The organism is Streptomyces tanashiensis, from assembly GCF_014648895.1.
In the GTDB taxonomy this organism is placed as follows: Bacteria; Actinomycetota; Actinomycetes; order Streptomycetales; family Streptomycetaceae; genus Streptomyces; species Streptomyces tanashiensis.
The window spans coordinates 690,538-713,765 of the sequence record NZ_BMRZ01000003.1 but is presented as its reverse complement, the minus strand read 5'-3'; the positions used below and the strand labels follow the sequence as shown (position 1 = coordinate 713,765).

General features: G+C 71.5%; 21 protein-coding genes. 9 read left to right on the top strand and 12 right to left on the bottom strand.

The genetic code is table 11. The annotated features are described in order from the left end of the window. Nucleotides 1-181 precede the first annotated feature (181 nt). On the top strand, nt 182-583 hold the full coding sequence (locus IE237_RS13850) for a DNA-binding transcriptional response regulator (RefSeq protein ID WP_189802204.1): 402 nt from the start codon (nt 182-184) through the stop codon (nt 581-583). 23 nt (nt 584-606) lie between these two features. Here IE237_RS13850 and IE237_RS13845 read toward each other — a convergent pair whose 3' ends face one another. From IE237_RS13845 to ctaC, 4 genes are all read right to left on the bottom strand, one after another. Beyond that, on the bottom strand, nt 607-1,860 hold the full coding sequence (locus IE237_RS13845; RefSeq protein ID WP_189802203.1) for a L,D-transpeptidase: 1,254 nt from the start codon (nt 1,858-1,860) through the stop codon (nt 607-609). Nucleotides 1,861-1,982: 122 nt separating this feature from the next. After that, nucleotides 1,983-2,381: a cytochrome c oxidase subunit 4 gene (locus IE237_RS13840; protein WP_189802202.1), complete on the bottom strand. Its 399-nt coding sequence runs from the start codon at nt 2,379-2,381 to the stop codon at nt 1,983-1,985. Next, on the bottom strand, nt 2,378-4,114 hold the full coding sequence (gene ctaD / locus IE237_RS13835) for an aa3-type cytochrome oxidase subunit I (protein ID WP_189802201.1): 1,737 nt from the start codon (nt 4,112-4,114) through the stop codon (nt 2,378-2,380). The genes IE237_RS13840 and ctaD overlap by 4 nt, the downstream gene beginning before the upstream one ends. Continuing rightward, the gene (gene ctaC / locus IE237_RS13830; RefSeq protein WP_189802200.1) at nt 4,111-5,076 is read right to left on the bottom strand and encodes an aa3-type cytochrome oxidase subunit II; all 966 of its coding nucleotides are present in this window, start codon (nt 5,074-5,076) and stop codon (nt 4,111-4,113) included. The genes ctaD and ctaC overlap by 4 nt, the downstream gene beginning before the upstream one ends. Before the next feature lie 323 nt (nt 5,077-5,399). Between ctaC and IE237_RS13825 the strand changes: the two genes are divergently transcribed. Further along, nucleotides 5,400-6,785, top strand: coding sequence for a cysteine desulfurase/sulfurtransferase TusA family protein (locus tag IE237_RS13825; protein ID WP_189802199.1), 1,386 nt, complete (start codon nt 5,400-5,402; stop codon nt 6,783-6,785). A gap of 282 nt (nt 6,786-7,067) precedes the next feature. Here the strand turns inward: IE237_RS13825 and IE237_RS13820 are convergent, their stop codons facing one another. Next, a complete protein-coding gene (locus IE237_RS13820) occupies nt 7,068-8,042 on the bottom strand; it encodes a carbohydrate kinase family protein (protein WP_189802198.1) in 975 nt (324 codons plus the stop codon). Between the two features lie 130 nt (nt 8,043-8,172). Here IE237_RS13820 and IE237_RS13815 point away from each other — a divergent pair, with 130 nt between their 5' ends. Then, the gene (locus IE237_RS13815) at nt 8,173-8,379 is read left to right on the top strand and encodes a hypothetical protein (protein WP_189802197.1); all 207 of its coding nucleotides are present in this window, start codon (nt 8,173-8,175) and stop codon (nt 8,377-8,379) included. Nucleotides 8,380-8,446: 67 nt separating this feature from the next. Beyond that, nucleotides 8,447-9,988: a hypothetical protein gene (locus tag IE237_RS13810; RefSeq protein ID WP_189802196.1), complete on the top strand. Its 1,542-nt coding sequence runs from the start codon at nt 8,447-8,449 to the stop codon at nt 9,986-9,988. A gap of 72 nt (nt 9,989-10,060) precedes the next feature. Here IE237_RS13810 and IE237_RS13805 read toward each other — a convergent pair whose 3' ends face one another. Beyond that, nucleotides 10,061-10,417, bottom strand: coding sequence for a HesB/IscA family protein (locus IE237_RS13805; RefSeq protein WP_015033024.1), 357 nt, complete (start codon nt 10,415-10,417; stop codon nt 10,061-10,063). A gap of 246 nt (nt 10,418-10,663) precedes the next feature. Here IE237_RS13805 and nadA point away from each other — a divergent pair, with 246 nt between their 5' ends. Next, nucleotides 10,664-11,842, top strand: coding sequence for a quinolinate synthase NadA (nadA, locus tag IE237_RS13800; protein ID WP_189802195.1), 1,179 nt, complete (start codon nt 10,664-10,666; stop codon nt 11,840-11,842). Nucleotides 11,843-11,911: 69 nt separating this feature from the next. On the opposite strand, the gene IE237_RS13795 is transcribed toward nadA, so the two are convergent. From IE237_RS13795 to IE237_RS13775, 5 genes are all read right to left on the bottom strand, one after another. After that, a complete protein-coding gene (locus tag IE237_RS13795) occupies nt 11,912-15,061 on the bottom strand; it encodes an efflux RND transporter permease subunit (protein ID WP_189802194.1) in 3,150 nt (1,049 codons plus the stop codon). A 177-nt stretch (nt 15,062-15,238) separates the two neighbouring features. Then, the gene (locus IE237_RS13790; RefSeq protein ID WP_189802193.1) at nt 15,239-15,928 is read right to left on the bottom strand and encodes a response regulator; all 690 of its coding nucleotides are present in this window, start codon (nt 15,926-15,928) and stop codon (nt 15,239-15,241) included. Further along, nucleotides 15,925-17,187, bottom strand: coding sequence for a sensor histidine kinase (locus IE237_RS13785; protein ID WP_189802192.1), 1,263 nt, complete (start codon nt 17,185-17,187; stop codon nt 15,925-15,927). The genes IE237_RS13790 and IE237_RS13785 overlap by 4 nt, the downstream gene beginning before the upstream one ends. Nucleotides 17,188-17,436: 249 nt before the next feature. Further along, on the bottom strand, nt 17,437-17,715 hold the full coding sequence (pspAA, locus tag IE237_RS13780) for a PspA-associated protein PspAA (protein ID WP_189802191.1): 279 nt from the start codon (nt 17,713-17,715) through the stop codon (nt 17,437-17,439). 36 nt (nt 17,716-17,751) lie between these two features. Continuing rightward, nucleotides 17,752-18,549: a PspA/IM30 family protein gene (locus IE237_RS13775; protein WP_189802190.1), complete on the bottom strand. Its 798-nt coding sequence runs from the start codon at nt 18,547-18,549 to the stop codon at nt 17,752-17,754. 271 nt (nt 18,550-18,820) lie between these two features. On the opposite strand from IE237_RS13775, the gene IE237_RS13770 reads away from it, so the two are divergent. The 3 genes from IE237_RS13770 to IE237_RS13760 all read left to right on the top strand — a co-directional run bounded on the left by IE237_RS13770 (nt 18,821) and on the right by IE237_RS13760 (nt 21,421). Further along, the gene (locus IE237_RS13770; protein ID WP_189802189.1) at nt 18,821-19,426 is read left to right on the top strand and encodes a DUF3043 domain-containing protein; all 606 of its coding nucleotides are present in this window, start codon (nt 18,821-18,823) and stop codon (nt 19,424-19,426) included. 65 nt (nt 19,427-19,491) lie between these two features. Further along, on the top strand, nt 19,492-20,268 hold the full coding sequence (locus tag IE237_RS13765) for a class I SAM-dependent methyltransferase (protein ID WP_229842661.1): 777 nt from the start codon (nt 19,492-19,494) through the stop codon (nt 20,266-20,268). Nucleotides 20,269-20,350: 82 nt separating this feature from the next. After that, nucleotides 20,351-21,421 carry a S1C family serine protease gene (locus IE237_RS13760; protein ID WP_189802188.1) on the top strand — a complete coding sequence of 357 codons (1,071 nt, stop codon included), beginning with the start codon at nt 20,351-20,353 and terminating at the stop codon, nt 21,419-21,421. 274 nt (nt 21,422-21,695) lie between these two features. On the opposite strand, the gene IE237_RS13755 is transcribed toward IE237_RS13760, so the two are convergent. Continuing rightward, complete coding sequence (locus tag IE237_RS13755; RefSeq protein ID WP_189802187.1) at nt 21,696-21,902, bottom strand: hypothetical protein; 207 nt, start codon at nt 21,900-21,902, stop codon at nt 21,696-21,698. 91 nt (nt 21,903-21,993) lie between these two features. On the opposite strand from IE237_RS13755, the gene IE237_RS13750 reads away from it, so the two are divergent. Further along, nucleotides 21,994-23,196, top strand: a complete 1,203-nt coding sequence (locus IE237_RS13750; protein WP_189802186.1) for a bifunctional adenosylcobinamide kinase/adenosylcobinamide-phosphate guanylyltransferase — start codon at nt 21,994-21,996, stop codon at nt 23,194-23,196. The last annotated feature ends 32 nt before the right edge of the window (nt 23,197-23,228 follow it).

The window sequence follows — 23,228 nt, the reverse complement described above, 5'->3', positions numbered from 1 at the left end:
CCTCACTCCGGGGGGTGCCGTTCGGAGTGTCAGGGGGGCGTGTCCAGCCCGAACGGCCCAGTGCCGGGGCCCCGCGGCACCGTTCGAACAGGTGCTGAACGGGTGTTGACGGGGTGTGGACCGGAGTAGCATCCGGCGCATCGATCGACGACCTTCCCACGGACTTCCCCACGGAGGAACGATGCAGTCGAGTGCCACGGTCCTGGTCTACAGCGACGACGCGAACACCCGCGCGCAGGTGCGGCTCGCGGCCGGACGCAGGCCCGCGACCGACGTTCCCCCGGTCGAGTTCGTGGAGTGCGCGACGCTGCCCGCGGTGCTGAAGCGCCTGGACGAGGGCGGGATCGACGTGTGCGTGCTCGACGGCGAGGCGGTGCCCGCCGGAGGCATGGGGGTCTGCCGGCAGATCAAGGACGAGGTCTTCCGCTGCCCGCCGGTGCTGCTGCTGATCGGGCGCCCGCAGGACGCCTGGCTGGCCACCTGGAGCCGTGCGGACGCCGCGGTCACCCTTCCGGTGGAACCGGTCGAGTTCGCGGCGTCCCTGGCGTCCCTGCTGCGCTCGCGCCTGTCGATCGACGCGTGAGCGGGTCGGGGCGCGTACGGTAGTCAGATCGAGGGCCTCAGACGGGCCTTCTCGGTGGGGGCCACCGGGTTTCCGGCGGCCTCCACCAGGGCGCTGCCCTCGCGCCACTTGTCCCAGGGCAGGTTCCAGTCGCCGAAGCCGTTGCCGAAGGTGTCCATCGTGTCGCCGTAGCTGTTGACGACACTGACGAGGTCTCCGGGGCGGACGGTCTCGAAGAACCAGGCCGCGTTCCCCGTCGACATTCCGACACAGCCGTGGCTGACGTTCTCGACGCCCTGCGAGCCGACGGACCACGGCGCGGCGTGGACGTACTCACCGCTCCAGGTCACCCGCGTGGCGTAGTACACGGGCAGGTCGTACGAGTCGGAACTGCCCTCCGCGATGCCGATGCTGGTGCCCCGCATCCGGACGTAGTACTCCTTCCCGAGCACCACCTTGATGCCGTTGCGGGTGGAGAAGCCGGGCTTGCCGGTGGTCACCGGAATGGTGTTGATCACTTCTCCGTTGCGCTTCACCGTCATGTAGTGCGACCCGGCGTCCGCGACGGCCTCGATCCGGTCGCCGATGGTGAGCTTCAGCGGCTTGGAGGCGCCGCCGTAGAGCTTGTCGCCGACCTTGAGGCCGTCCAGGTTGCCGGTGACCGTGACGAGCGCCCCGGCCGGCCAGTACTCCTTCGGGCGGAAGTGCAGCTTCTTGTCGTCCACCCAGTACCAGGCCCCCTCGACCGCGGGTGTGGAGCGGACCTTGAGGGCACGTTCGACGACGGCGCGCGCCGACCGGTCCTTGACAGCGAGGCTGAGTTCCGCCGTGATGGGCTGTCCGACGCCGTACGTGCCCGCCTCCGGCCCGAAGGTCACGGTCAGGGCCCGTTTGGCCGGAGCCGTCTCGAAAGTGAACGTACGGGCGCCTGGGGCGCCGTCGTCGTCCTCGGTGGCCACCCGGACGGTGTAGCGGGCGCCGGCCGCCAGGGCGGCCGTGGAGCGCCAGCGCTGCCCGTCCGCGGTGAGTTCGCCGGCCAGATGGTGCCCGGAGGAGTCGGTGGCGGTGACGTCGGTGATGCGGGCGTCGTCGTCCTTGGCCGTGATCTCCAGGGGCTTGTCGGGGTCCGCCTTGGCGCCGTCGGCGGGGGCGCTGACCGCGAGCTGGTCGGCCGCGTCGTAGGCCTTCTCCGACAGCGGGTGGCCGTCGGAGCCCGCGCACGCGGAGGCGCCCGCGGTGACGGTGACGGCCAGAAGAGTGCAGCTCAGAACAGTCCGAATGCGCGGCGTGTCGTTCATGACTTCACGCTAAGGACGATCCTCGCGACCGGCGCGCCGAGTGCTGCAAAAGAGGGGCCCGGACACTTCGGTGACGAAGTGTCCGGGCCCCTCGGTGTGCTCCGGTGCGGAGCGGGGTACCGCTACTGGTTCTGGTTCTCGCCGCGGTAGAACTCGAAGACCCAGCCGAACAGGCCGACGAGGATCAGCGGGGCGGAGAAGTACAGGATCCACCAGCCCATCGCGACGGCGAGGAAGGCGAGCGCACCACCGACGGCCAGCGAGAGCGGCTGCCAGCTGTGGGGGGCGAAGAAGCCCACCTCGCCGGCCTCGTCCGCGACGTCGGCCTCCTTGTCGTCCTGCGCCATCGCGTCGACACGCTTGGCCGTGAAGGCCAGGTAGTAGCCGATCATGATGGCCAGGCCGAAGGCCAGGAAGAGCGCCGTCGTACCGACCGGCTCCTTGGACCAGACGCCGTAGAGGATCGCCATGGCAAGGATGAAGACGCTCAGCCAGATGAACATCTTGCCCTGGATCTTCACTTGCCGGCCTCCTTGCTGCCCGTGAGGGCCGCGGCCTCGTGCGGCTTGTTCTCGAGCTGGTCGACAGCCGCGATCTCAGGGTGGTGCAGGTCGAACGCCGGGGATTCCGAACGGATCCGCGGCAGGGTGAGGAAGTTGTGCCGCGGCGGCGGGCAGGAGGTCGCCCACTCGAGCGAGCGGCCGTAGCCCCACGGGTCGTCGACCTCGATCTTCTTGCCGTACTTGGCGGTCTTCCAGACGTTGTAGAGGAACGGCAGGATCGACAGACCGAGCAGGAACGAGGAGATCGTCGAGATGGTGTTCAGCGCGGTGAAGCCGTCGGCGTTCAGGTAGTCCGCGTAACGACGCGGCATGCCCTCGGCACCGAGCCAGTGCTGCACCAGGAAGGTGCCGTGGAAGCCGATGAACAGCGTCCAGAACGTCATCTTGCCGAGCCGCTCGTCCAGCATCTTGCCCGTGAACTTCGGCCACCAGAAGTGGAACCCGGCGAACATCGCGAAGACCACGGTGCCGAAGACGACGTAGTGGAAGTGCGCGACGACGAAGTACGAGTCGGAGACGTGGAAGTCCATCGGCGGCGAGGCCAGGATGACGCCCGTCAGACCACCGAAGGTGAAGGTGACCAGGAAGCCGATCGTCCAGAGCATCGGAGTCTCGAAGGACAACGAGCCCTTCCACATCGTTCCGATCCAGTTGAAGAACTTCACGCCGGTCGGTACGGCGATGAGGAACGTCATGAAGGAGAAGAACGGGAGGAGCACACCGCCGGTGACGTACATGTGGTGGGCCCACACGGTCACGGACAGACCGGCGATCGCGATGGTCGCGGCCACCAGACCGATGTAGCCGAACATCGGCTTGCGGCTGAAGACCGGGATGACCTCGGAGACGATGCCGAAGAACGGCAGGGCGATGATGTACACCTCTGGGTGTCCGAAGAACCAGAAGAGGTGTTGCCACAGCAAGGCGCCGCCGTTGGCCGCGTCGAAGACATGGGCACCGAACTTGCGGTCCGCCTCCAGGGCGAACAGCGCGGCCGCCAGGACCGGGAAGGCGAGCAGGACCAGGACACCGGTCAGCAGCACGTTCCAGGTGAAGATCGGCATGCGGAACATCGTCATGCCCGGAGCGCGCATGCAGATGATCGTGGTGATGAAGTTGACCGAACCGAGGATCGTGCCGAAGCCGGAGAAGGCCAGACCCATGATCCACATGTCGGCGCCGACACCCGGCGAGCGGACGGCGTCCGACAGCGGGGAGTAGGCGAACCAGCCGAAGTCGGCCGCACCCTGCGGGGTGAGGAAGCCGGCCACCGCGATGATCGAGCCGAAGAGGTACAGCCAGTAGGCGAACATGTTCAGCCGCGGGAACGCCACGTCGGGCGCGCCGATCTGCAGCGGCATGATCCAGTTCGCGAATCCGGCGAACAGCGGCGTCGCGAACATCAGCAGCATGATCGTGCCGTGCATCGTGAACGCCTGGTTGAACTGCTCGTTCGACATGATCTGCGTACCCGGACGGGCCAGCTCGGCGCGCATGAAGAGCGCCATGAGTCCGCCGATGCAGAAGAAGACGAACGACGTGACCAGGTACATCGTACCGATGGTCTTGTGGTCCGTGGTGGTGAGCCACTTGATGACCACGTTGCCGGGCTGCTTGCGCCGTACGGGCAGCTCGTTCTCGTACGAGTCCTCAGCTGCGGCGGCACCCTGGGTTTCGTTGGGGATGCTCACAGTTGGTGCTTCTCCGCATTCCTAGCCGGGTCCGTCTGCTCGATGCCGGACGGGATGTAGCCGGTCTGCCCCTTCTCGGCCAGCTCCTTCAGGTGCTGCTGGTAGCGCTCCGGAGAGACCACCTTCACGTTGAAGAGCATCCGGGAGTGGTCGACACCGCACAGCTCGGCGCACTTGCCGAGGAAGGTGCCCTCCTGGTTCGGGGTCACCTCGAAGACGTTGGTGTGACCCGGGATGACGTCCTGCTTGAACAGGAACGGGACCACCCAGAAGGAGTGGATGACGTCACGGGAGGTCAGGACGAACCGGACCTTCTCACCCTTCGGCAGCCACAGGGTCGGACCCGGGTTACCGGTCTGCGGGTTCCGGTCACCGGGGACACCGGCGTCGTAGACACCGCCCGCGTTCTCCGGGAAGTCCTTGAGGTACTTGTCCGGGAGCGCGGCGAGGTTCTTGTCCGTCTTGGCGTCACCCTTCACACCGGGCACGTTCTCGACGTAGTTGAAGCCCCAGCTCCACTGGTAGCCGACCACGTTGATCGTGTGGGGCGGCTTCGGGGTGAGCTCGAGGAGCTTCGTCTCGTCGCGCGCGGTGAAGTAGAAGAGCACCGAGACGATGATGAGCGGAGTGACCGTGTACAGCGCCTCGATGGGCATGTTGTAACGGGTCTGCGGAGGTACCTCGACCTTGGTCCTGCTCCGCCGGTGGAAGATGACGGACCAGATGATCAGGCCCCACACCAGGATTCCGGTGATGAGCGCGGCGGCCCAGGAGCCCTGCCACAGGGAGAGGATCGTGGGACCCTCTTCCGTGACGGGGGTGGGCATGCCAAGGCGGGGGAAGTCTTCCCAGTTGTACGAGCAGCCCGTGGCTGTCGCCAGGATCAGGCCCGCAGTCAGCACCTGCGGCAGCTTCCGCCGCATCGGGCGCCGCGACGAGCGGTCGGAGCCGTTGGGACTCACGTAGCGCCTTCCCGAGAGTCTCGGCCCGCAGTGGTCGGCCACGGCCGTCCGTCTCGCTGGTCGGTCGCCGCCCCGGCCGCGGGCAGGGGTTTGGATGTTTATGCGGACCAAACCCTACTGGACGCTATTTGAGGTCGCGCGGGGAGGGTGCCCAACGCGCCGTCCGAGTCCCCGAAGGGGTGGACTCCTGGGTTCCGGAGGGGGGTCCGAGGCGTCCGTTCGGCCGTCTGACGACGTGCCGGGCCGCGCTTCTGACGAGGGCTCACCCGGCCCGGGGACGCCCGGGCCGCCGCTGGTGGATCTCCGCGCTCTACGGTGGGTGGATGCCGTACTTCGACGCCGCGTCCGCCGCTCCGCTGCACCCCGTCGCCCGCCAGGCGCTGCTGGCCTCCCTGGACGAGGGCTGGGCCGACCCGGCCCGGCTGTACCGGGAGGGCCGGCGGGCCCGGCTGCTGCTCGACGCGGCCCGGGAGGCCGCCGCGGAGGCCGTGGGGTGCCGCCCGGACGAGCTCGTGTTCACTCCTTCGGGGACGCGCGCGGTTCACGCCGGGATCTCCGGAGCGCTCGCGGGGCGCCGGCGCGTCGGCAACCGGCTCGTGGTCTCCGCGGTCGAGCACTCCTCCGTCCTCCACGCGGGCGAGACGCACGCGGCGGCGGGCGGCACGGTGACCGAGGTGCCGGTCGGCCGGTCGGGAGCGGTGGAGGCGGAGGCCTTCGCGGAGGCGCTGGGCGAGGGCGCGGCCCTGGCCTGCCTCCAGTCGGCCAACCACGAGGTGGGGACCGAGCAGCCGGTGGCCGAGGTCGCCGAGGCGTGCCGGGCGGCGGGCGTGCCGCTGCTCGTGGACGCGGCCCAGTCGCTGGGCTGGGGGCCGGTGGACGGCGGCTGGTCGCTGCTCACCGCGAGCGCGCACAAGTGGGGCGGCCCGGCGGGGGTCGGGCTGCTCGCCGTACGGAAGGGTGTGCGCTTCGCCCCTCAAGGCCCTTCCGACGAGCGGGAGTCGGGGCGGGCGCCCGGCTTCGAGAACCTGCCGGCGATCGTGGCGGCGGCGGCCTCGCTGCGGGCGGTCCGGGCGGAGGCGGCGGCCGAGGGGGCCCGGCTGCGGGCCCTGGTGGACCGGATCCGGGCGCGGGTGCCGGAGCTGGTGCCGGACGTGGAGGTGGTGGGCGACCCGGTGCGCCGGCTCCCCCACCTCGTCACCTTCTCCTGTCTGTACGTGGACGGAGAGACGCTGCTGTCGGAACTGGACCGGGAGGGTTTCTCCGTTTCGTCCGGTTCGTCATGCACGAGTTCGACGCTGACGCCCAGCCATGTACTGCGCTCGATGGGCGTGCTGAGCGAGGGGAACGTCCGGGTGTCCCTGCCGGCCGGGACCGCGGCGGAGGACGTCGACCGCTTCCTCGCCGTCCTGCCGGGTGTGGTGGCGGGGGTACGGGAGCGGCTCGGCGCCCCCGGAGCCGCACCGTCCGCCGCGGCGCCCACGGGCTCGCTCGTCGTGGACTCCCTGGGCAAGCGCTGCCCGATCCCGGTGATCGAGCTGGCCAAGGTGATCGGCGACGTGCCGGTGGGCGGGACGGTGACGGTGCTCTCGGACGACGAGGCGGCACGGCTGGACATCCCGGCGTGGTGCGAGATGCGGGGCCAGGAGTACGTGGGCGCGTCGCCGTCGCCGGGGGGCGGCACGGCGTACGTGGTACGCCGCGCGTCGTAGCCCGCCGCCCGTTGTGGGCCACGCCCCGCGCCCGTGTGGGCAATCGTCCCGCCGGGGCGATGGGGGTCCCCCCTGCTCGAGCGAAGCGGAGAGCTTGGGGGAGGGTGGGCACACGGGACGGCGCCCTTCGCGGCGCCTCCGCGTTCCGCGCCTGGACCCGCACCCCACGTGACGGTGCACGGGGTGCGGGTTCAGGCGCGGGAGCCTCTGGCGCCGGCAAGGACGCCGTTCCGTTGTGCCCACCCGTTCCGCCCCGCGGAACGCCTGCCCACAACGGGGGGGTCAGAGGAGGTGGGACTGGACCTCGGTGGCGGCTTCCTCGCCGTACGCCTTCGTGAAGCGCTCCATGAAGTTCGCCCGCCGCAGCGTGTACTCCTGCGTGCCCAGCGTCTCGATGACCAGCGTCGCCAGCATGCAGCCGACCTGCGCCGCGCGCTCGAGCCCGACGCCCCAGGACAGGCCCGTGAGGAAGCCCGCGCGGAAGGCGTCGCCGACGCCGGTGGGGTCGACCTTGGCGGTCTCCTCGGGGCAGCCGACCTCGATGGGGGTCTCGCCGACGCGCTCGATGCGCACGCCGCGCGAGCCGAGCGTGGTGACGCGGTGGCCGACGCGGGAGAGGATCTCGCCCTCGGTCCAGCCGGTCTTGTTCTCGATGAGGCCCTTCTCGTACTCGTTCGAGAAGAGGTAGGTGGCGCCGTCGAGGAGGGTGCGGATCTCGTCGCCGTCCATGCGCGCGATCTGCTGCGAGAAGTCGGCGGCGAAGGGGATCGACCGGGTCCGGCACTCCTCCGTGTGGCGGAGCATCGCCTCGGGGTCGTCGGCGCCGATGAGGACCAGGTCGAGGCCGCCCACGCGGTCGGCGACGGCCTTGAGCTCGATCAGCCGGGCCTCGCTCATCGCGCCGGTGTAGAAGGAGCCGATCTGGTTGTGGTCCTTGTCGGTGGTGCAGACGAAGCGGGCCGTGTGCAGGACCTCGGAGATGCGCACGGAGGCGGTGTCGACGCCGTGCCGGTCGAGCCAGGCCCGGTACTCGTCGAAGTCGTAGCCGGCCGCGCCGACCAGGATCGGGCTGCCGCCGAGCTGGCCCATGCCGAAGCAGATGTTCGGGCCGACACCGCCCCGGCGGACGTCCAGGTTGTCGACGAGGAAGGAGAGGGACACCGTGTGGAGCTGGTCGGCCACGAGCTGGTCGGCGAACCGGCCGGGGAAGGTCATGAGGTGGTCGGTGGCGATGGAGCCGGTGACTGCGATACGCACGGCGGGGTGCTCCTGCGGGAAGGCGGTAATGACAGTTCACGCTACCGGGTGGGGCGCGCCCTGCCGAACAGTGGAAACTACCCCAGAGTAGGTCTTTTCCCCGGAGCGGTGGGGTGCATACGGTGCGCCCATGACCACCTACCCCGCTCCTCGCGAGCGACACGAGTCCGAGTTGAGCCTCGCCCAGCTGCGCGGGGACGGCGCCCGGATGGCCCCCCACTGGGTGACCCCGGCCGGTCCGGACCCCGTTCCGGTCTCCCCCACGTCGATCCACGGGGTGGTCGTTCCGGCGGCCTCGGCCCGGCTGATCGACGCCACCACCGAGTACGGCGGCTGACGGACGGGAACCGTCCGCCCGTCCGCTCCGTCCCATCGGCGTCCGGTCGAGACGAGGGAGCGTTGCGGTGAGCGGTACGGAGAACGTGCGGAGGCGACGGAACATCCTCGCCGCCTCGGTGGCGGCGGGTGTGCTGCTCGCCGGGGGCGGCGGCGTCTACCTCGCCGTCGCGGCGACGGCGGGCGGCGAGGCGACGGCGTCCGGGGCCGACAGCAAGGCCGCCGACGCGGCCGCGCCGCCCCCGCCGCTGCGCCTGGGGGGCGACAGCGGCGGTCCCGGGATCGCACCCGGTGAGCCGGACCCGGGCGGCGGCCCGAACGGGACGGTCTACACACCCAAGGGCCCACTCCCCCCAGGGCCCTCCTCGGCCGCGGTCCACCGGCCCGAGGGCCTGGTCACCTCGGCGGAGGTGACCGGGCTGGCCGAAGCGCTCGGGATCGAGGGCAGGCCCGTCCTGGTCGGGGACGTCTGGACGATCCGGCCCGAGAAGGACGGCCAGGGGCCGCGCCTGGACGTGGCGAAGGCGGCCCCGGGCAGCTGGACGTACTCCTGGTACGACGGCGGCCCGGTCGGCGACAGCTGCCTCAAGGGCAAGGCGTGCCCGCCGCCGGGAGAGGCGAAGCCCTCGCGCGGCGGTTCGCCGGTGAGCGAGGCGGCGGCGAAGGCGGCGGCCGTCCCCGTCCTGAAGGCGATCGGCCAGGACGACGCGAAGGTGACCGCGACCCAGGTGATGGACGGCTCGGTGCGGGTGGTCAACGCCGATCCGGTGGTGGGCGGGCTGCCGACCCACGGCTGGTCGACGGGGCTGCGCATCGGCCCGGACGGCCGGGCGGTCTCCGGGAGCGGGACGCTCAAGGAGCCGGTGAAGGGCGACACGTACCCGGTGGTCGGCGCCGAGAAGGCGCTCGCGGAGCTGAACGAGGAGTCGAAGGGCACGGGCCCGATCGGCATCGGCGGCTGCGCGACCGACCCGCCGGCGGGGGTCGACGGGAACGGCAAGGACGACCCGGCCGGTGTCGACGGGAACGGCAAGGACGACCCGGCCGGTGTCGACGGGAACGGCAAGGACGACCCGGCCGGTGTCGACGGGAACGGCAAGGACGACCCGACGGCGCCCTGCCAGTCGATCGCGGAGCTCGCGCCGCCGACGGAGGTCCCGGTGACGGCCGCGGTGTTCGGCCTGGCCGCGCAGGACGTGGCGGGCGAGCGGCTGCTCGTGCCGGCGTGGCTGTTCACGGCGGACCCGGTGGACACGGCGCCGTACACGGTGACGCAGACGGCGGTCGCCCCGGAGCACCTGGCACCGTCGGAGAAGCCCTCGCCGCCGGACGAGGGCACGGCGCCGGCCCGGCAGATCGAGTCGTACCGGACGGCGGAGGACGGCCGGAAGCTGACGGTCACCTTCTGGGGCGGGGTGTGCAGCACGTACACCGCCAAGGCCGTGGAGACGCCGGAGAAGGTGACCGTGCGGATCGACGAGAAGTCCGACCCGGGGCGGGCGTGCATCGCGATCGCCAAGGAGATCACGCTGACGGTGGCGCTGCAGAGCCCGCTGGGCGACCGGGCCGTGGTGGACGCGGCGAGCGGGCAGGCCGTGCCGCGCCGCTGAGCGGCCCCGGACACGCGTGAGGGCGGCGGCCCCGGGCATTCCCGGGACCGCCGCCCTCACGGACGTACAGGCTTAGCTGAACGAGTCGCCGCAGGCGCAGGAGCCCGTGGCGTTCGGGTTGTCGATGGTGAAGCCCTGCTTCTCGATGGTGTCGACGAAGTCGATCGACGCGCCGCCGAGGTACGGGGCGCTCATGCGGTCGGTGACGACCTTGACGCCGTCGAAGTCCTTCACGACGTCGCCGTCGAGCGAGCGCTCGTCGAAGAACAGCTGGTAACGCAGGCCGGAGCAGCCGCCGGGCTGAACGGCGACGCGCAGGGCCAGGTCCTCGCGGCCTTCCTGGTCGAGGAGGGCCTTGACCTTGGCCGCGGCGGCGTCGGACAGGAGGATGCCGTCGCTGACAGTGGTCTTCTCGTCCGATACGGACATCTGCTTCTCTCCCGGTGTGTACGGAGACTGCTTGCCGACGGTTGCAACCGACGGTGCCCCGGATTCATTCCGGGCCGAGTGGGGTCTTCCCTCTTTCATGCTCGCACACCCTGTCCAGGAACACGGACGGCGAATTCGTCACATCGACACTATGGCCATCGTCATCCTGACGTGAACCGGTTATGATAGATAGCGTCATTTCGACGAAAAGCGTTCCCCGAAGACCCCGAAGAAAGGGTGCGTGACGTGACCACCGCCCAGCCCCTGGATGTGCAGCCGACGCCGCTCGCCCTGCTCCTGCTCGGTCGCGAAGCCGACCCGAAGAGCGAGCGCGGCGTGGAGTGTCCCGGCGATCTGCCGTCGCCCTCCGACCCGGACCTCGTGGAGCGCGCCCGCGCCGCGAAGGAGAAGCTCGGGGACAAGGTCTTCGTGCTCGGCCACCACTACCAGCGCGACGAGGTCATCCAGTTCGCCGACGTGATGGGTGACTCGTTCAAGCTCGCGCGCGACGCCGCCGCCAAGCCGGAGGCCGAGTACATCGTCTTCTGCGGTGTGCACTTCATGGCCGAGTCGGCCGACATCCTCACCGGTGACGACCAGAAGGTCGTCCTGCCCGACCTCGCGGCCGGCTGCTCGATGGCCGACATGGCCACCGCCGAGCAGGTCGCCGAGTGCTGGGACGTGCTGACCGAGGCCGGCGTCGCCGAGCAGGTCGTGCCCGTCTCGTACATGAACTCCTCGGCCGACATCAAGGCCTTCACCGGCAAGCACGGGGGCACGATCTGCACCTCGTCCAACGCCGAGCGGGCCCTGAACTGGGCCTTCGAGCAGGGCGAGAAGGTGCTCTTCCTGCCGGACCAGCACCTGGGCCGCAACACCGCCGTCCGCGACATGGGCATGTCCCTGGACGACTGCGTGCTCTACAACCCGCACAAGCCGAACGGCGGTCTCACCGTCGAGGAGCTGCGCGCCGCCAAGATGATCCTCTGGCGGGGCCACTGCTCGGTGCACGGCCGCTTCTCGCTGGACTCGGTGAACGACGTCCGCGAGCGCATCCCGGGCGTGAACGTGCTCGTCCACCCCGAGTGCCGCCACGAGGTCGTCGCCGCCGCGGACTACGTGGGCTCGACCGAGTACATCATCAACACCCTGGAGGCGGCCCCGGCCGGTTCCAAGTGGGCGATCGGCACGGAGCTGAACCTCGTCCGGCGCCTGGCGAACCGATTCGCCGACCAGGACAAGGAGATCGTCTTCCTCGACAAGACGGTCTGCTTCTGCTCGACCATGAACCGCATCGACCTCCCGCACCTGGTATGGACCCTGGAGTCCCTGGCCGAGGGCAACCTCGTCAACCAGATCCAGGTCGACAAGGAGACGGAGAGCTTCGCCAAGCTCGCCCTGGAGCGGATGCTGGCCCTGCCGTAACGGTTCTCCCGTACATGCCCGAAGGGCGCCCCGCGCGATGCGGGGCGCCCTTCGGGGTACACACGGCGTCTAGGCGTCCAGGGCGTCCAGCAGGTCCGCGTCCGTGTCCGTGTTCGCGTCCGTCGGCTGCTCCGGGATCCCCGCGCCGCCCTTCTTCGCCGCCTTCTTCTTCGCGCGGCGCTCCTTGCGGAGCTCCACCATCGCGTAGAGCGTCGGGACGAGGAGGAGGGTCAGCATCGTCGAGGTGATCAGACCGCCGATCACCACCACGGCCAGCGGCTGGGCGATGAAGCCGCCCTCGCCGGTGATGCCGAGGGCCATCGGCAGCAGGGCGAAGATCGTCGCCAGGGCGGTCATCAGGATCGGGCGCAGCCGGTGCCGGCCGCCCTCGATCACCGCTTCGACGACGCCCAGGCCCTGTGCCCGGTACTGGTTGATCAGGTCGATCAGGACGATCGCGTTGGTGACGACGATGCCGATGAGCATCAGCATGCCGATCATCGCCGGGACGCCCATCGCCGTGCCGGTGACCACCAGCAGACCGATCGCGCCGGTCGCCGCGAACGGGATCGAGACCAGCAGGATCAGCGGCTGGACCAGCGACCTGAAGGTCGCCACCAGGAGCATGAAGACGATCGCGACGGCCGCGAGCATCGCCAGGAACAGGTTGAGGAAGGCCTCGTTCTGGTCCTCGGAGACACCGCCGATGGTCGCGGTGGCGCCCGCCGGCAGGTCGAGCGCGCTGATCTTCGACTGCAGCGAGGCGCTCACGGCGCCGGTGTTGTCGCCGACCGGCTTGGCCGTGATCGTCGCGGCGCGCGCGCCGTCGATCCGCGTCATCGAGACCGGGCCGGGCACGAGCTCGACGGTCGCGATGTCGCCCAGCTTCACCGGGCCGAGCGGCAGCGCCTTGAGCGCGGCCAGGGTGGTGGCCGGGTGGGCCGAGGTGATGAGGACGTCCCGCTCGCTGTCGTCGAGGGTCGCCTTGGCGGCCGGGGTGCCCCGGACGGCCTGGGCGACGATCGCGCCGAGCGAGGCGGTGTCGAAGCCGGCGTCGGCCGCCCGGGCGTTCGCCTTCACGGAGATCCGCGGGACGGACTGCGCGAGGTCGCTCTGGACGTCGGTGACGTCCTTGAGCCCGGCGATCGCCGACCGGACCTGCTCGGAGGCCTTCTTGAGGACCTCCGGGTCGGCGGCCTTGACGACCACGCTCAGGTCCTGGGAGCCGAAGCCGTCGCCGGCGGCGATGGTGGTGTCGCCGACCCCGTCGAGGGCGCCGAGGCCCTTCTCGATGGCGTCACGGGTCTTCTCGTACGCGGCGGAGTCCTCCAGGCTCACCTTGTAGGAGGCCTGGTTGGAGCCGGTGGCGCCGCCGAAGGCGGCCATGAAGCCGGAGGAGCCGACGGTGACCTGGTAGTCCTTGACGCCCTCGGTCTCCGCGAGGACCTTCTCGATCTTCTTCGCGGCCTCGTCCGAGGCGCTCAGGCTCGTGCCGGGCGCCAGCTCCTGCTGGATGCTGAGCACCTCCTGCTCGCCCTGGTCGAAGAAGTTCGTCTTCAGGAGCGGCGCCATGCCGAAGGTGACGACCAGGACGACGAGCGCGATGGCCAGGCTCATGAACCGGCGGCGGGTCGCGAACCGCAGGACCGGCACGTACAGGCGCTGGAGGCGGCTCTTCTCCTCCTTCTCCTCGGCCAGCCTGCGGGCCTCCGCCAGGTCCTCCGAGGTGCCCTTGGGGGCCCGCAGGAACCAGTACGAGAGCACCGGCACCACGGTCAGGGAGACCAGCAGCGAGGCGAGCAGGGCCGCCGTGACCGTCAGCGAGAACGAGCCGAACAGCTCGCCGATCATGCCGCCGGTCAGACCGATCGGCAGGAAGACCGCGACGGTGGTGAGCGTCGAGGAGGTGACGGCGCCCGCCACCTCGCGGACCGCGGTGAGGATCGCGGTCTGCCGCTCCTCGCCGTAGCCCAGGTGACGCTTGATGTTCTCCAGGACCACGATCGAGTCGTCGACGACCCGGCCGATGGCGATGGTGAGCGCGCCGAGCGTCAGCATGTTGAGCGAGAGGTCGCGGGTCCACAGCACGATGAGGGCGAGGACGACCGAGAGCGGGATGGAGACCGCGGTCACCAGGGTCGAGCGGATCGACGCGAGGAAGACCAGGATCACCAGGACGGCCATGACGAGGCCGAGGGCGCCCTCCGTGGTCAGGCCCGAGACGGCCTTGGCGACGGCCGGGCCCTGGTCGGAGACCACGGTCAGCTCGGCGCCGGCGCCGAGGTCGCGGCGCAGCTGGGGCAGCTTCTCCTCGACGGCGTCGGAGATGGCGACGGCGCTGCCGTCCTTGTCCATGGTGGCCATGACGGCGAGGCTGGGCTTGCCGTTCGTCCGCGTGAGGGAGGTGCGCGCCGACTCCTCCTGCTTCACGGTGGCGACGTCGCCGAGGCGGACCGCCTTGCCCCGGCCGGGGGCGGCCGCCGGGATGCGGAGGTCCTCGATCTGCTGCAGCGAGGTGTAGCCGCCGCCGACCTGGATCGTGCGGGACTTGCCGGCCTCCGAGAAGGAACCGGCCGGCATCGTGGCGCCGCCGGAGCGGAGGGCCTCGGCGAGCTTCATGGTGTTCAGACCGGCCGCGGCGAGCTTCCGCTCGTCCGGGGTGACGGAGACCTGGAGGTCCTGGACGCCGCTGACGGAGACCTGGCCGACGCCCTCGATGTCCTGGAGGGCGGGCACGACGGTCCGCTCCAGCTGGTCGGCGAGGGCCTGCGGGTCCTTGTCCGAGGCGGCGGCGAGGACGACGGTCGGCATGTCGTCCGTCGAGCCGGCGATCACCTGCGGGTCGACGGTGTCGGGCAGCTGGGCGCGGGCGCGGTTCACCGCCTGCTGGACGTCGGCGACGAGCTGCTTCGTCGACTCGTCGCCGTAGTCGAAGGAGGCCATGACGACGGCCATGCCCTCGGAGGCGGTGGAGGTGACCGACTTGAGGCCGTCGACGGCCTTCAGGTTGTCCTCGAGGGGCTCGACGACCTGCTTCTCGACCACATCCGGAGAGGCGCCCTGGTACGGGGCGAGGACCGAGACCATGGGCAGCTCGATCGAGGGGAACAACTGCTGCTTCAGCTGCGGGATCGCGATCGCCCCGAACACGATCGCGACGATGGACATCAGCCCGATCAGGGCCCTTTGCGCGAGGCTGAATCTGGACAGCCAGGACATGGGGTCTCTCTTCTGTGGCGTACTCGTCGACAGGCGGGAGCAGCCAAGACCCCGGCCCGGACCCGCTGGATCCGCCGGAGGTGCCCCCCGCCTATACGATCTGCCATCCCCGGCCGGAAGTCCTCGGCCCCCGGGTCCACTTCCTTATGCCGCGCATACCGCGTCTGGAGTACGCGCTCACTCCACCCGAGGGCGTACGAGGCCGGACTCGTACGCCGTGACCACCAGCTGGGCCCGGTCCCGGGCGCCGAGCTTGGCCATGGTCCGGTTGACGTGTGTCTTCACGGTGAGCGGGCTGACGTCGAGCCGCTCGGCGATCTCGTCGTTGGACAGTCCGCCCGCGACGAGGACGAGCACCTCGCGCTCCCGGGCGGTGAGCGCGGCGAGCCGCTCGGTGCGCGCGCCGCCGGCCGCGCCCGCCGTGTCCGGCCCGGAGCCCTGGGCGAGGAAGGTGGCGATCAGCCCCTTGGTGGCGGCCGGGGAGAGCAGCGCCTCCCCGGCGTGCGCGATCCGGATCGCGCCGAGGAGCTCCTCCGGCTCGGCCCCCTTGCCGAGGAAGCCGGAGGCGCCGGCGCGCAGCGACTGCACGACGTACTCGTCGACCTCGAAGGTGGTCAGCATGACGATCCGCACGTCGGCGAGCTCGGGATCGGCGGTGATCATCCGGGTGGCGGCGAGCCCGTCGGTGCCCGGCATGCGGATGTCCATCAGGACGACGTCCGGCCGCGTGGAGCGGGCGAGGGCGACCGCCTCGGCGCCGTCGGGCGCCTCCCCGACGACCTCCATGTCGGGCTCGGAGTCCACGAGGACCTTGAAGGCGCTGCGGAGCAGGGCCTGGTCGTCGGCGAGCAGTACCCGGATCGTCATGTGTTCTCCCCGTCCCTCCCCGTGCGGGGGGTCACCGGCAGTATCGCCTGGACGCGGAAGCCGCCGCCGTAGCGGGGGGCGGCGGTGAGGGTGCCGCCGAGCGCGCCCACCCGCTCGCGCATCCCGAGCAGCCCGTGACCGCCGACCGGGGGCTGCTCGACGGCCTGCGGCGGGACGGTCCGGGGTGTGCCGTTGTCGAGGACGGTGATCTCGACCGTACGACCCACCCGGACGACGCTCACCTCGGCCTTCGCGTCCGGTCCGGCGTGCTTGCGCACATTGGTCAGGGCCTCCTGCACGATCCGGTACGCGGCGAGGTCCACGGTCGCGGGGAGCGTCAGGCCCTCGTCGGCGCGGGCCAGGGCCACCGGCAGGCCGGCCTTGCGGAAGCTGTCGAGCAGCCCGTCGAGGACGCCGAGGCCCGGCGCGGGCTCGGTGGGGGCCTCCGGGTCGCCGGACTGGCGCAGCAGGCCGACGGTGGCGCGCAGCTCGTCCAGGGCGGAGCGGCTGGCCTCGCGGACGTGCGCGAGGGCCTCCTTGGCCTGGTCGGGGCGCTTGTCCATGACGTGGGCGGCGACGCCCGCCTGGACGTTCACCAGGGCGATGTGGTGGGCGACGACGTCGTGCAGGTCGCGGGCGATCCGCAGCCGCTCCTCGGCGACCCGCCGCCCGGCCTCCTCCTCGCGGGTCCGCTCGGCCCGCTCGGCCCGCTCCCGGATGGCGTCGACGAAGGCCCGGCGGCTGCGGACGGCGTCCCCGGCGGCCGCCGCCATCCCGGTCCAGGCGAAGACGCCGAGGTTCTCCTGCGCGTACCAGTGGGTCGGCCCGAAGATCATGGCCGCGGCGGTGAGCACCGCCATCGTGACGAGGCCGACCCGCCAGGTGGTGGGCCGGTCGGTCCGCGAGGCGACGGTGTAGAGCGCGACGACGGCGGCCATCGCGATCGGGGCGGGCCGGTTGTCGTTGACCAGTTCGAAGAGGCTGATCGTGACGGTGAAGGCGAGCACCGCGAAGGGTCTGCGGCGGCGCATCACGAGTGCGGCGGCCCCCGCGATCATGATCAGCACGCTCCACACGTCGGGGCTGTGGTCGCCGAAGGTCGGCCCGTCCGGGCTGCCGTGCGGATCGGTGAAGGACCCGGCGACCATGCTGACGAGCGCGCCGGCGGCGATCGTCGCGTCGAAGGCGAGCGGGTGCGCGCGGAACCAGTCGCGCAGGCGGGCGTAGAGGGTGCCGGTGGCGGGGCCGGTGGGGGTCACGGGAGACAACGGTACGGGGCGGTGCGGGGGCGTCGTGGGCCCGCGTCCCGCCGTTGTGGGCGGGCGTTGTGGGCAGGCGTCCCGCCGTTGTGGGCGGGCGTTGTGGGCAGGCGTCCCGCCGTTGTGGGCGGGCGTTGTGGGCAGGCGTTCCGCAAGGGGCGGGACGATTGCCCGCACGGGCGCGTGGCGGCGGCGCGACGCGGAGGATCCCGTCGCCCCTGGGGGCGGCGGGATCCTCGGTGCGGTGCGTCAGCCCGGGATGAGGCCGTCGTCCGAGAGCATCTCCCGGACCTCGTCGAGGCCCGCGTCCGGAGCCGGGAGGATCAGCTCCGAGGGCTCCAGGGCCTCGTCGGGCAGCGGCTCGCCGAGCTGCCGGACGGCGTCGAGGAGGGCGCCGAGCGTCCGCCGGAACCCTTCCTCGTCCCCCGACTCCATCTCTTCGAGCAGCTCGTCGTCCAGCCTGTTCAGCTCGACGATGTGGCTGTCGGCCAGCTTCCACTGGCCCTCCCCCATGATCCGAACGATCATGACGCGTCCTGTCTGTCGCCGCTGCGACTCTTCCGGCTACTTCTCGAAGCGCGGGTGGGACTGCTGCTGGGTGCGGTCCTGCGGCGCGGCCGCGCCACCGCCCTCGATGGCCTGCTGCTGCGCCGAGGGGCCCCCGGCCAGCTCCGCCTTCATCCGCTGGAGCTCCAGCTCGACGTCCGTGCCGCCGGAGAGCCGGTCCAGCTCCGCCTGGATGTCGTCCTTCGCGAGCCCGGACTGGTCGTCCAGGGCGCCCGAGGCGAGCAGCTCGTCGATCGCGCCCGCGCGCGCCTGGAGCTGGGCGGTCTTGTCCTCGGCCCGCTGGATCGCCAGACCGACGTCGCTCATCTCCTCCGAGATGCCGGAGAAGGACTCGGCGATGCGGGTCTGCGCCTGGGCCGCCGTGTACGTGGCCTTGATGGTCTCCTTCTTGGTGCGGAAGGCGTCCACCTTGGCCTGGAGACGCTGGGCGGCGAGGGTGAGCTTCTCCTCCTCGCCCTGCAGCGTCTGGTGCTGCACCTCCAGGTCGCTGACCTGCTGCTGGAGCGCGGCCCGCCGGGACAGCGCCTCGCGCGCCAGGTCCTCGCGGCCGAGCGCCAGCGCCTTGCGGCCCTGGTCCTCCAGCTTGGCGGACTGGCCCTGCAGCTGGTTCAGCTGGAGTTCGAGCCGCTTGCGGGAGGTGGCGACGTCGGCGACACCCCGGCGCACCTTCTGCAGCAGCTCCAGCTGCTTCTGGTAGGAGTAATCGAGCGTCTCGCGCGGATCCTCGGCCCGGTCAAGGGCCTTGTTCGCCTTCGCGCGGAAGATCATCCCCATACGCTTCATGACACCGCTCATGGGCTTCGCGCGCCCCCTTCTGACGGACTCGGCTCCAGCTCTTCAACAGGATCCACAGTACGGGCCCTGTCTCCATTACCGCACTGTTCGGAGCGGGATGCGCTCCTCCCCAAGGACGACTGCGCGCGGTGTTCCCTCCCGCGCAGGGAGTAGATGGATCTCGGGGAGACCCTGCCCGTCCTCCGTACGTACGCCCGAAGACGCAGTCCGTTAGCGGATCGTTCCCGCCCGGCATGGGGTTCATGCCCACCACCCCGTACCCTTGGGTTTTGTGTTCCGTAGCCGTTCGAAGGACGAGAAGGCCCCCACCGACAAGGTGACGGCGGACCTCTCCACCAAGCAGCCCCGCGACCCCGAGGCCCCCAAGGGCCGCCCGACTCCGAAGCGGAGCGAGGCGCAGACCCAGCGCCGGCGCGCCGCGTCGGTGCCGACCGACCGCAAGGAGGCCGCCAAGCGCCAGCGCGAGGCACGCCGCTCGGACCTGGCCCGCCAGCGCGAGGCGCTGGCCAACGGCGACGAGCGCTACCTGCCCGCCCGCGACAAGGGTCCGGTCCGCCGCTTCGTGCGCGACTTCGTCGACTCGCGGTTCGCGATCGCCGAGTTCTTCCTGCCGATGGCCGTGGTGATCCTCGTGCTGTCGCTGTTCGGCAACGCCAACCGGGGTCTGCAGAACATCTCGCTGCTGCTCTGGCTCGGCGTGATCATCCTGATCGTCATCGACTCGATCGGCATCTGGATCCGCCTGCGGAAGCAGCTGAACGAGCGCTTCCCGAACGAGCCGAAGCGCGGCGCCATCGCCTACGGCCTGATGCGCACGCTCCAGATGCGCCGGCTGCGTCTCCCGAAGCCGCAGGTCAAGCGCGGAGAGCGGCCCTGAGCGCCGACAGCTCGGAGTTCGACGGGCGCGCCTTCGGCGGGGCCACGTCGGAGTCGGGCGGCCCGGTGCTGCCCGTCGTCGCGCACTGGCCCGCCGGTCCCGGCGGGCTCCGCGACACCATCCGGCAGGAGATCGTCGCCCGTCAGCTCGACGAGCAGATAACCAGCCGCTACCCGGTGGGGCAGCGGCTGCGGATCCTCGACGCGGGCATGGGACAGGGCACCCAGGCCCTGCGCCTCGCGCGGGCCGGGCACACCGTGACCGGTCTGGAGGCCGACCCGGACCTCCTCAAGGCGGCCCGTGAGTCGCTGGCGACGGAGCCCGCCGGGATCCGCGAGCGGGTCCGGATGATCGAGGGCGACGGGCGCGAGACCGGGGTGCACTTCCTGCCCGGCAGTTTCGACGTGGTCCTCTGTCACGGCGTGCTCATGTACGCGGACGAGCCCGACGCGCTGCTCGCGGGCCTGGCCCGGATGCTGGCCCCCGGCGGCCTGCTGTCCCTGGTGGTACGGAACGCGGAGGCCCTGTCCATGCGGCCGGGGCTCGCCGGGGACTGGTCGGGGGCGCTCGCCGCCTTCGACTCCGACGTCTACACGGACGACAACGGCGTGAAGGTGCGGGCCGACCGGCTCGACGCGCTCACGTCGACGCTCGCGGGGATCGCGGCGCCGCTGCACGCCTGGTACGGGGTGCGGGTCTTCACGGACGACGTGCCCGCCGACGCGGGCCTGCCCGCGGCCGAGGAGCTGGAGCGGCTGCTCGCCGCCGAGGACCGGGCCGGACGCACGGAGCCGTACCGCCGGATCGCGGCGCTGCTGCACCTCTGCGGGGTACGGGGCTGACGGGAGCGCGGCCGGCGGTCGCGCACCCCTGATCGGGTGCGCTCGCCGGGCCGGGGACGGCACGGAATCGGATACTCCGGACATGGACGTATCCCGTGCCCGCCGCATGCTCCTTCCGTCGGCCGCCGGGGCCTGCGCGGTCGCGCTGATCGCGGTGACCGGCGGCTGTTCCGCCGGCGGGGACGCGTCCGGCCCTGAGCGCTCCACCCAGGCCGCGGCGCCGCTCGCCGCCAACGACCTCGAGGACGACTACCGGGCCGTCATCAAGAACGTCCTTCCCTCGGTCGTGCAGATCGAGGCCGCGAACAGCCTCGGCTCCGGAGTCGTCTACGACGGCAAGGGGCACGTCGTCACCAACGCGCACGTGGTCGGCCAGGAGAAGTCCTTCAAGGTCACGGCCGCCACCGGCGGACAGCCCGTGACGGCCCGGCTCGTCTCCTCGTACCCCGAGCAGGACCTCGCGGTGCTCAAGCTGGACAGCGTGCCGCAGGGACTGAAGGCGGCGAGGTTCGGCGACTCCGCCACCGTCGACATGGGGCACATCGTGCTCGCGATGGGCTCACCCCTGGGCCTGTCCGGCAGCGTCACCCAGGGCATCGTCTCGGCGACCGGCCGGACGGTCAGCGAGGGGCAGACCGGCGGCGGCACGGGCGCGACCATCGCGAACATGGTCCAGACGTCGGCCGCGATCAACCCCGGCAACAGCGGGGGCGCCCTGGTGAACCTCGACAGCGAGGTCATCGGCATCCCGACGCTCGCCGCGACCGACCCCGAGCTGGGCGGCGGCTCGGCGGCCGGCATCGGCTTCGCCATCCCCGCGTCGATGGTGCGGACGGTCGCGGACCAGATCATCAGGAACGGCAAGGTGACGGACTCGGGCCGGGCGGCCCTCGGCATCACCGGCCGTACGGTCCTGAACGACGCCTACGAGCCGGCGGGCGTCGCGGTGGTCGAGGCCCCGGCGGACGGGGCGGCCGGGAAGGCGGGCCTGAAGCCGGGCGACGTGATCACACGCCTCGGCGGCACCGACATCACGACGATCACCTCGCTCTCGGAGGCGCTGGCGTCGATGAGGCCGGGGGACGAGGTGACGGTGGGGTATGTCCGGGGCGGTGCGACGAAGTCGACGACGGTCACGCTGGGCGAGATCTAGCCCACGTGCCCGCCCTCCCGTGTGGGCCGGGGCCCGCCCGTGTGGGCAATCGTCCCGCAGGGCGGGACGGGTGGGCACACGGGACGGCGCGCTTGGCCGCGCCTCCGCGTTCCGCGCCTGTACCCGCACCACCAGTGCACTGCACCAGGGGTGCGGGTCAGGGCGCGGGAGCCTCGGGCGCCGGCAGGGGCGCCGTCCGTTGTGCCCACCCGTTCCGCCCCAGCGGAACGATTGCCCACAACGGCGGGGCGCCGCCCACAACGGGCCGGGCGCTCTAGCCCTCCGCGTCCAGCGGCATCGGGCCGTAGATCTTGTTGCCGTCCTCCGACAGGGTCACCTGGGCCGCCCCTCCGCCCAGGAGGTCACGCCAGTGTTCGCCGATCCAGCTCTCCGCGTCCCCCTGGGTGGTGAACTCCTCGGGGGTCACCACCGGCTCGACCTCCGTGCCGTCGGACCTCTCGAACCGCCACGTCCATGCCATGCAAGCCTCCTGGCGCTCACCGGATGATCGGTTTCCTGCCCGCAGCGTAGCCGGGCGCGCACGCCTCGCGGTGGCGCGGGAGGATCTGAGGGTGGAACTGACTCTGCTCGGCACCGGCGCGCCCCTCGGACTTCCCCGGCCCGACTGCCCCTGCGCCGTGTGCGCGCTCTCCCGCGGGACCCGGGCGCGGGCCGCGACCGCGCTGCTCGTGGACGGGGCGCTGCTGCTCGATCTGACCCCGGGGGCCGCCCTGGCGGCGGCCCGGTCGGGGCATTCGCTGGTGGGTGTGCGGCAGGTGCTGTTGACGCACCCGCACGACGGGCCCGCCGTCGAGGTGCCCGCCGGGCTTCCCACCGCCGGGCGGGTGCCGGACGGACGGGAGTTGACGCTGATCAGCGGGCACCGGGTGCGGGCGGTGCCGATGGACTCCCCCGGGACCGGGTACGAGGTGACCTCGGCCGAGGGCGAGCGGCTGCTCTATCTGCCGCCGGGGGGCGCGCCGGCCGGGATCGCGGACGATCACCTGGCGCCGTACGACATGGTCGTCGCCGATGTCACGGGGCGGCCGGACGGGCTGGCCCGGCTGCGGGCGACGGGGGCCGTGGGTCCGGCCACCGAGGTGATCGCGGTGCACCTGGACCACGACGTGCCGACGGGTGCCGAGCTGGACCGGCGGCTCGCGGCGGCGGGTGCGCGGGCGGTGCCGGACGGGACGACGCTGTACATCGGCGACTACCACGAGGTGCCGGACGTGCCCCGGCGGACGCTGGTGACCGGCGGGGCCCGGTCGGGGAAGTCGGTGGAGGCCGAGCGGCGTCTGGAGACCTTCCCGGAGGTGCTGTACGTGGCGACGGGCGGGACCAGGGAGGGTGACCCGGAGTGGGCCGAGCGGGTGGGGCTGCACCGGGAGCGGAGGCCGGGTTCGTGGCGTACGGCCGAGACGTGCGAGCTCGTACCGCTGCTCGCGGAGGAGGGGCCGGCGCTGCTCATCGACTGTCTGTCGCTGTGGCTGACGGACGCCATGGACCGGGTGGGTGCCTGGGACGACGCGACGTGGGCGGACGGCGGGCAGGCGGCGCTGCGGGAGCGGACGGCGGAGCTGGTGGCGGCGGTGCGGGCGACCGGGCGCACGGTCGTGGCGGTGACGAACGAGGTCGGCTCGGGGGTGGTGCCGGCCACGGCGGCGGGGCGGCGCTTCCGGGACGAGCTGGGCCGGCTGAACGCGGCGTTCGCCGACGAGTGCGAGGAGGTCCTCCTCGTGGTCGCCGGTCAGGCTCTGGTGCTGCGCGGGTAGGGTGCGAACACCGATGGACCTCGCTGATCTCC

Coding starts and splice junctions, on each gene's coding strand:
- IE237_RS13850 (WP_189802204.1), top strand. CDS start 182: ATGCAGTCGAGTGCCACGGTCCTGGTCTACAGCGACGACGCGAACACC.
- IE237_RS13845 (WP_189802203.1), bottom strand. CDS start 1,860: ATGAACGACACGCCGCGCATTCGGACTGTTCTGAGCTGCACTCTTCTG.
- IE237_RS13825 (WP_189802199.1), top strand. CDS start 5,400: ATGCCGTACTTCGACGCCGCGTCCGCCGCTCCGCTGCACCCCGTCGCC.
- IE237_RS13815 (WP_189802197.1), top strand. CDS start 8,173: ATGACCACCTACCCCGCTCCTCGCGAGCGACACGAGTCCGAGTTGAGC.
- IE237_RS13805 (WP_015033024.1), bottom strand. CDS start 10,417: ATGTCCGTATCGGACGAGAAGACCACTGTCAGCGACGGCATCCTCCTG.
- IE237_RS13795 (WP_189802194.1), bottom strand. CDS start 15,061: ATGTCCTGGCTGTCCAGATTCAGCCTCGCGCAAAGGGCCCTGATCGGG.
- IE237_RS13790 (WP_189802193.1), bottom strand. CDS start 15,928: ATGACGATCCGGGTACTGCTCGCCGACGACCAGGCCCTGCTCCGCAGC.
- pspAA (WP_189802191.1), bottom strand. CDS start 17,715: ATGATCGTTCGGATCATGGGGGAGGGCCAGTGGAAGCTGGCCGACAGC.
- IE237_RS13775 (WP_189802190.1), bottom strand. CDS start 18,549: ATGAGCGGTGTCATGAAGCGTATGGGGATGATCTTCCGCGCGAAGGCG.
- IE237_RS13760 (WP_189802188.1), top strand. CDS start 20,351: ATGGACGTATCCCGTGCCCGCCGCATGCTCCTTCCGTCGGCCGCCGGG.
- IE237_RS13755 (WP_189802187.1), bottom strand. CDS start 21,902: ATGGCATGGACGTGGCGGTTCGAGAGGTCCGACGGCACGGAGGTCGAG.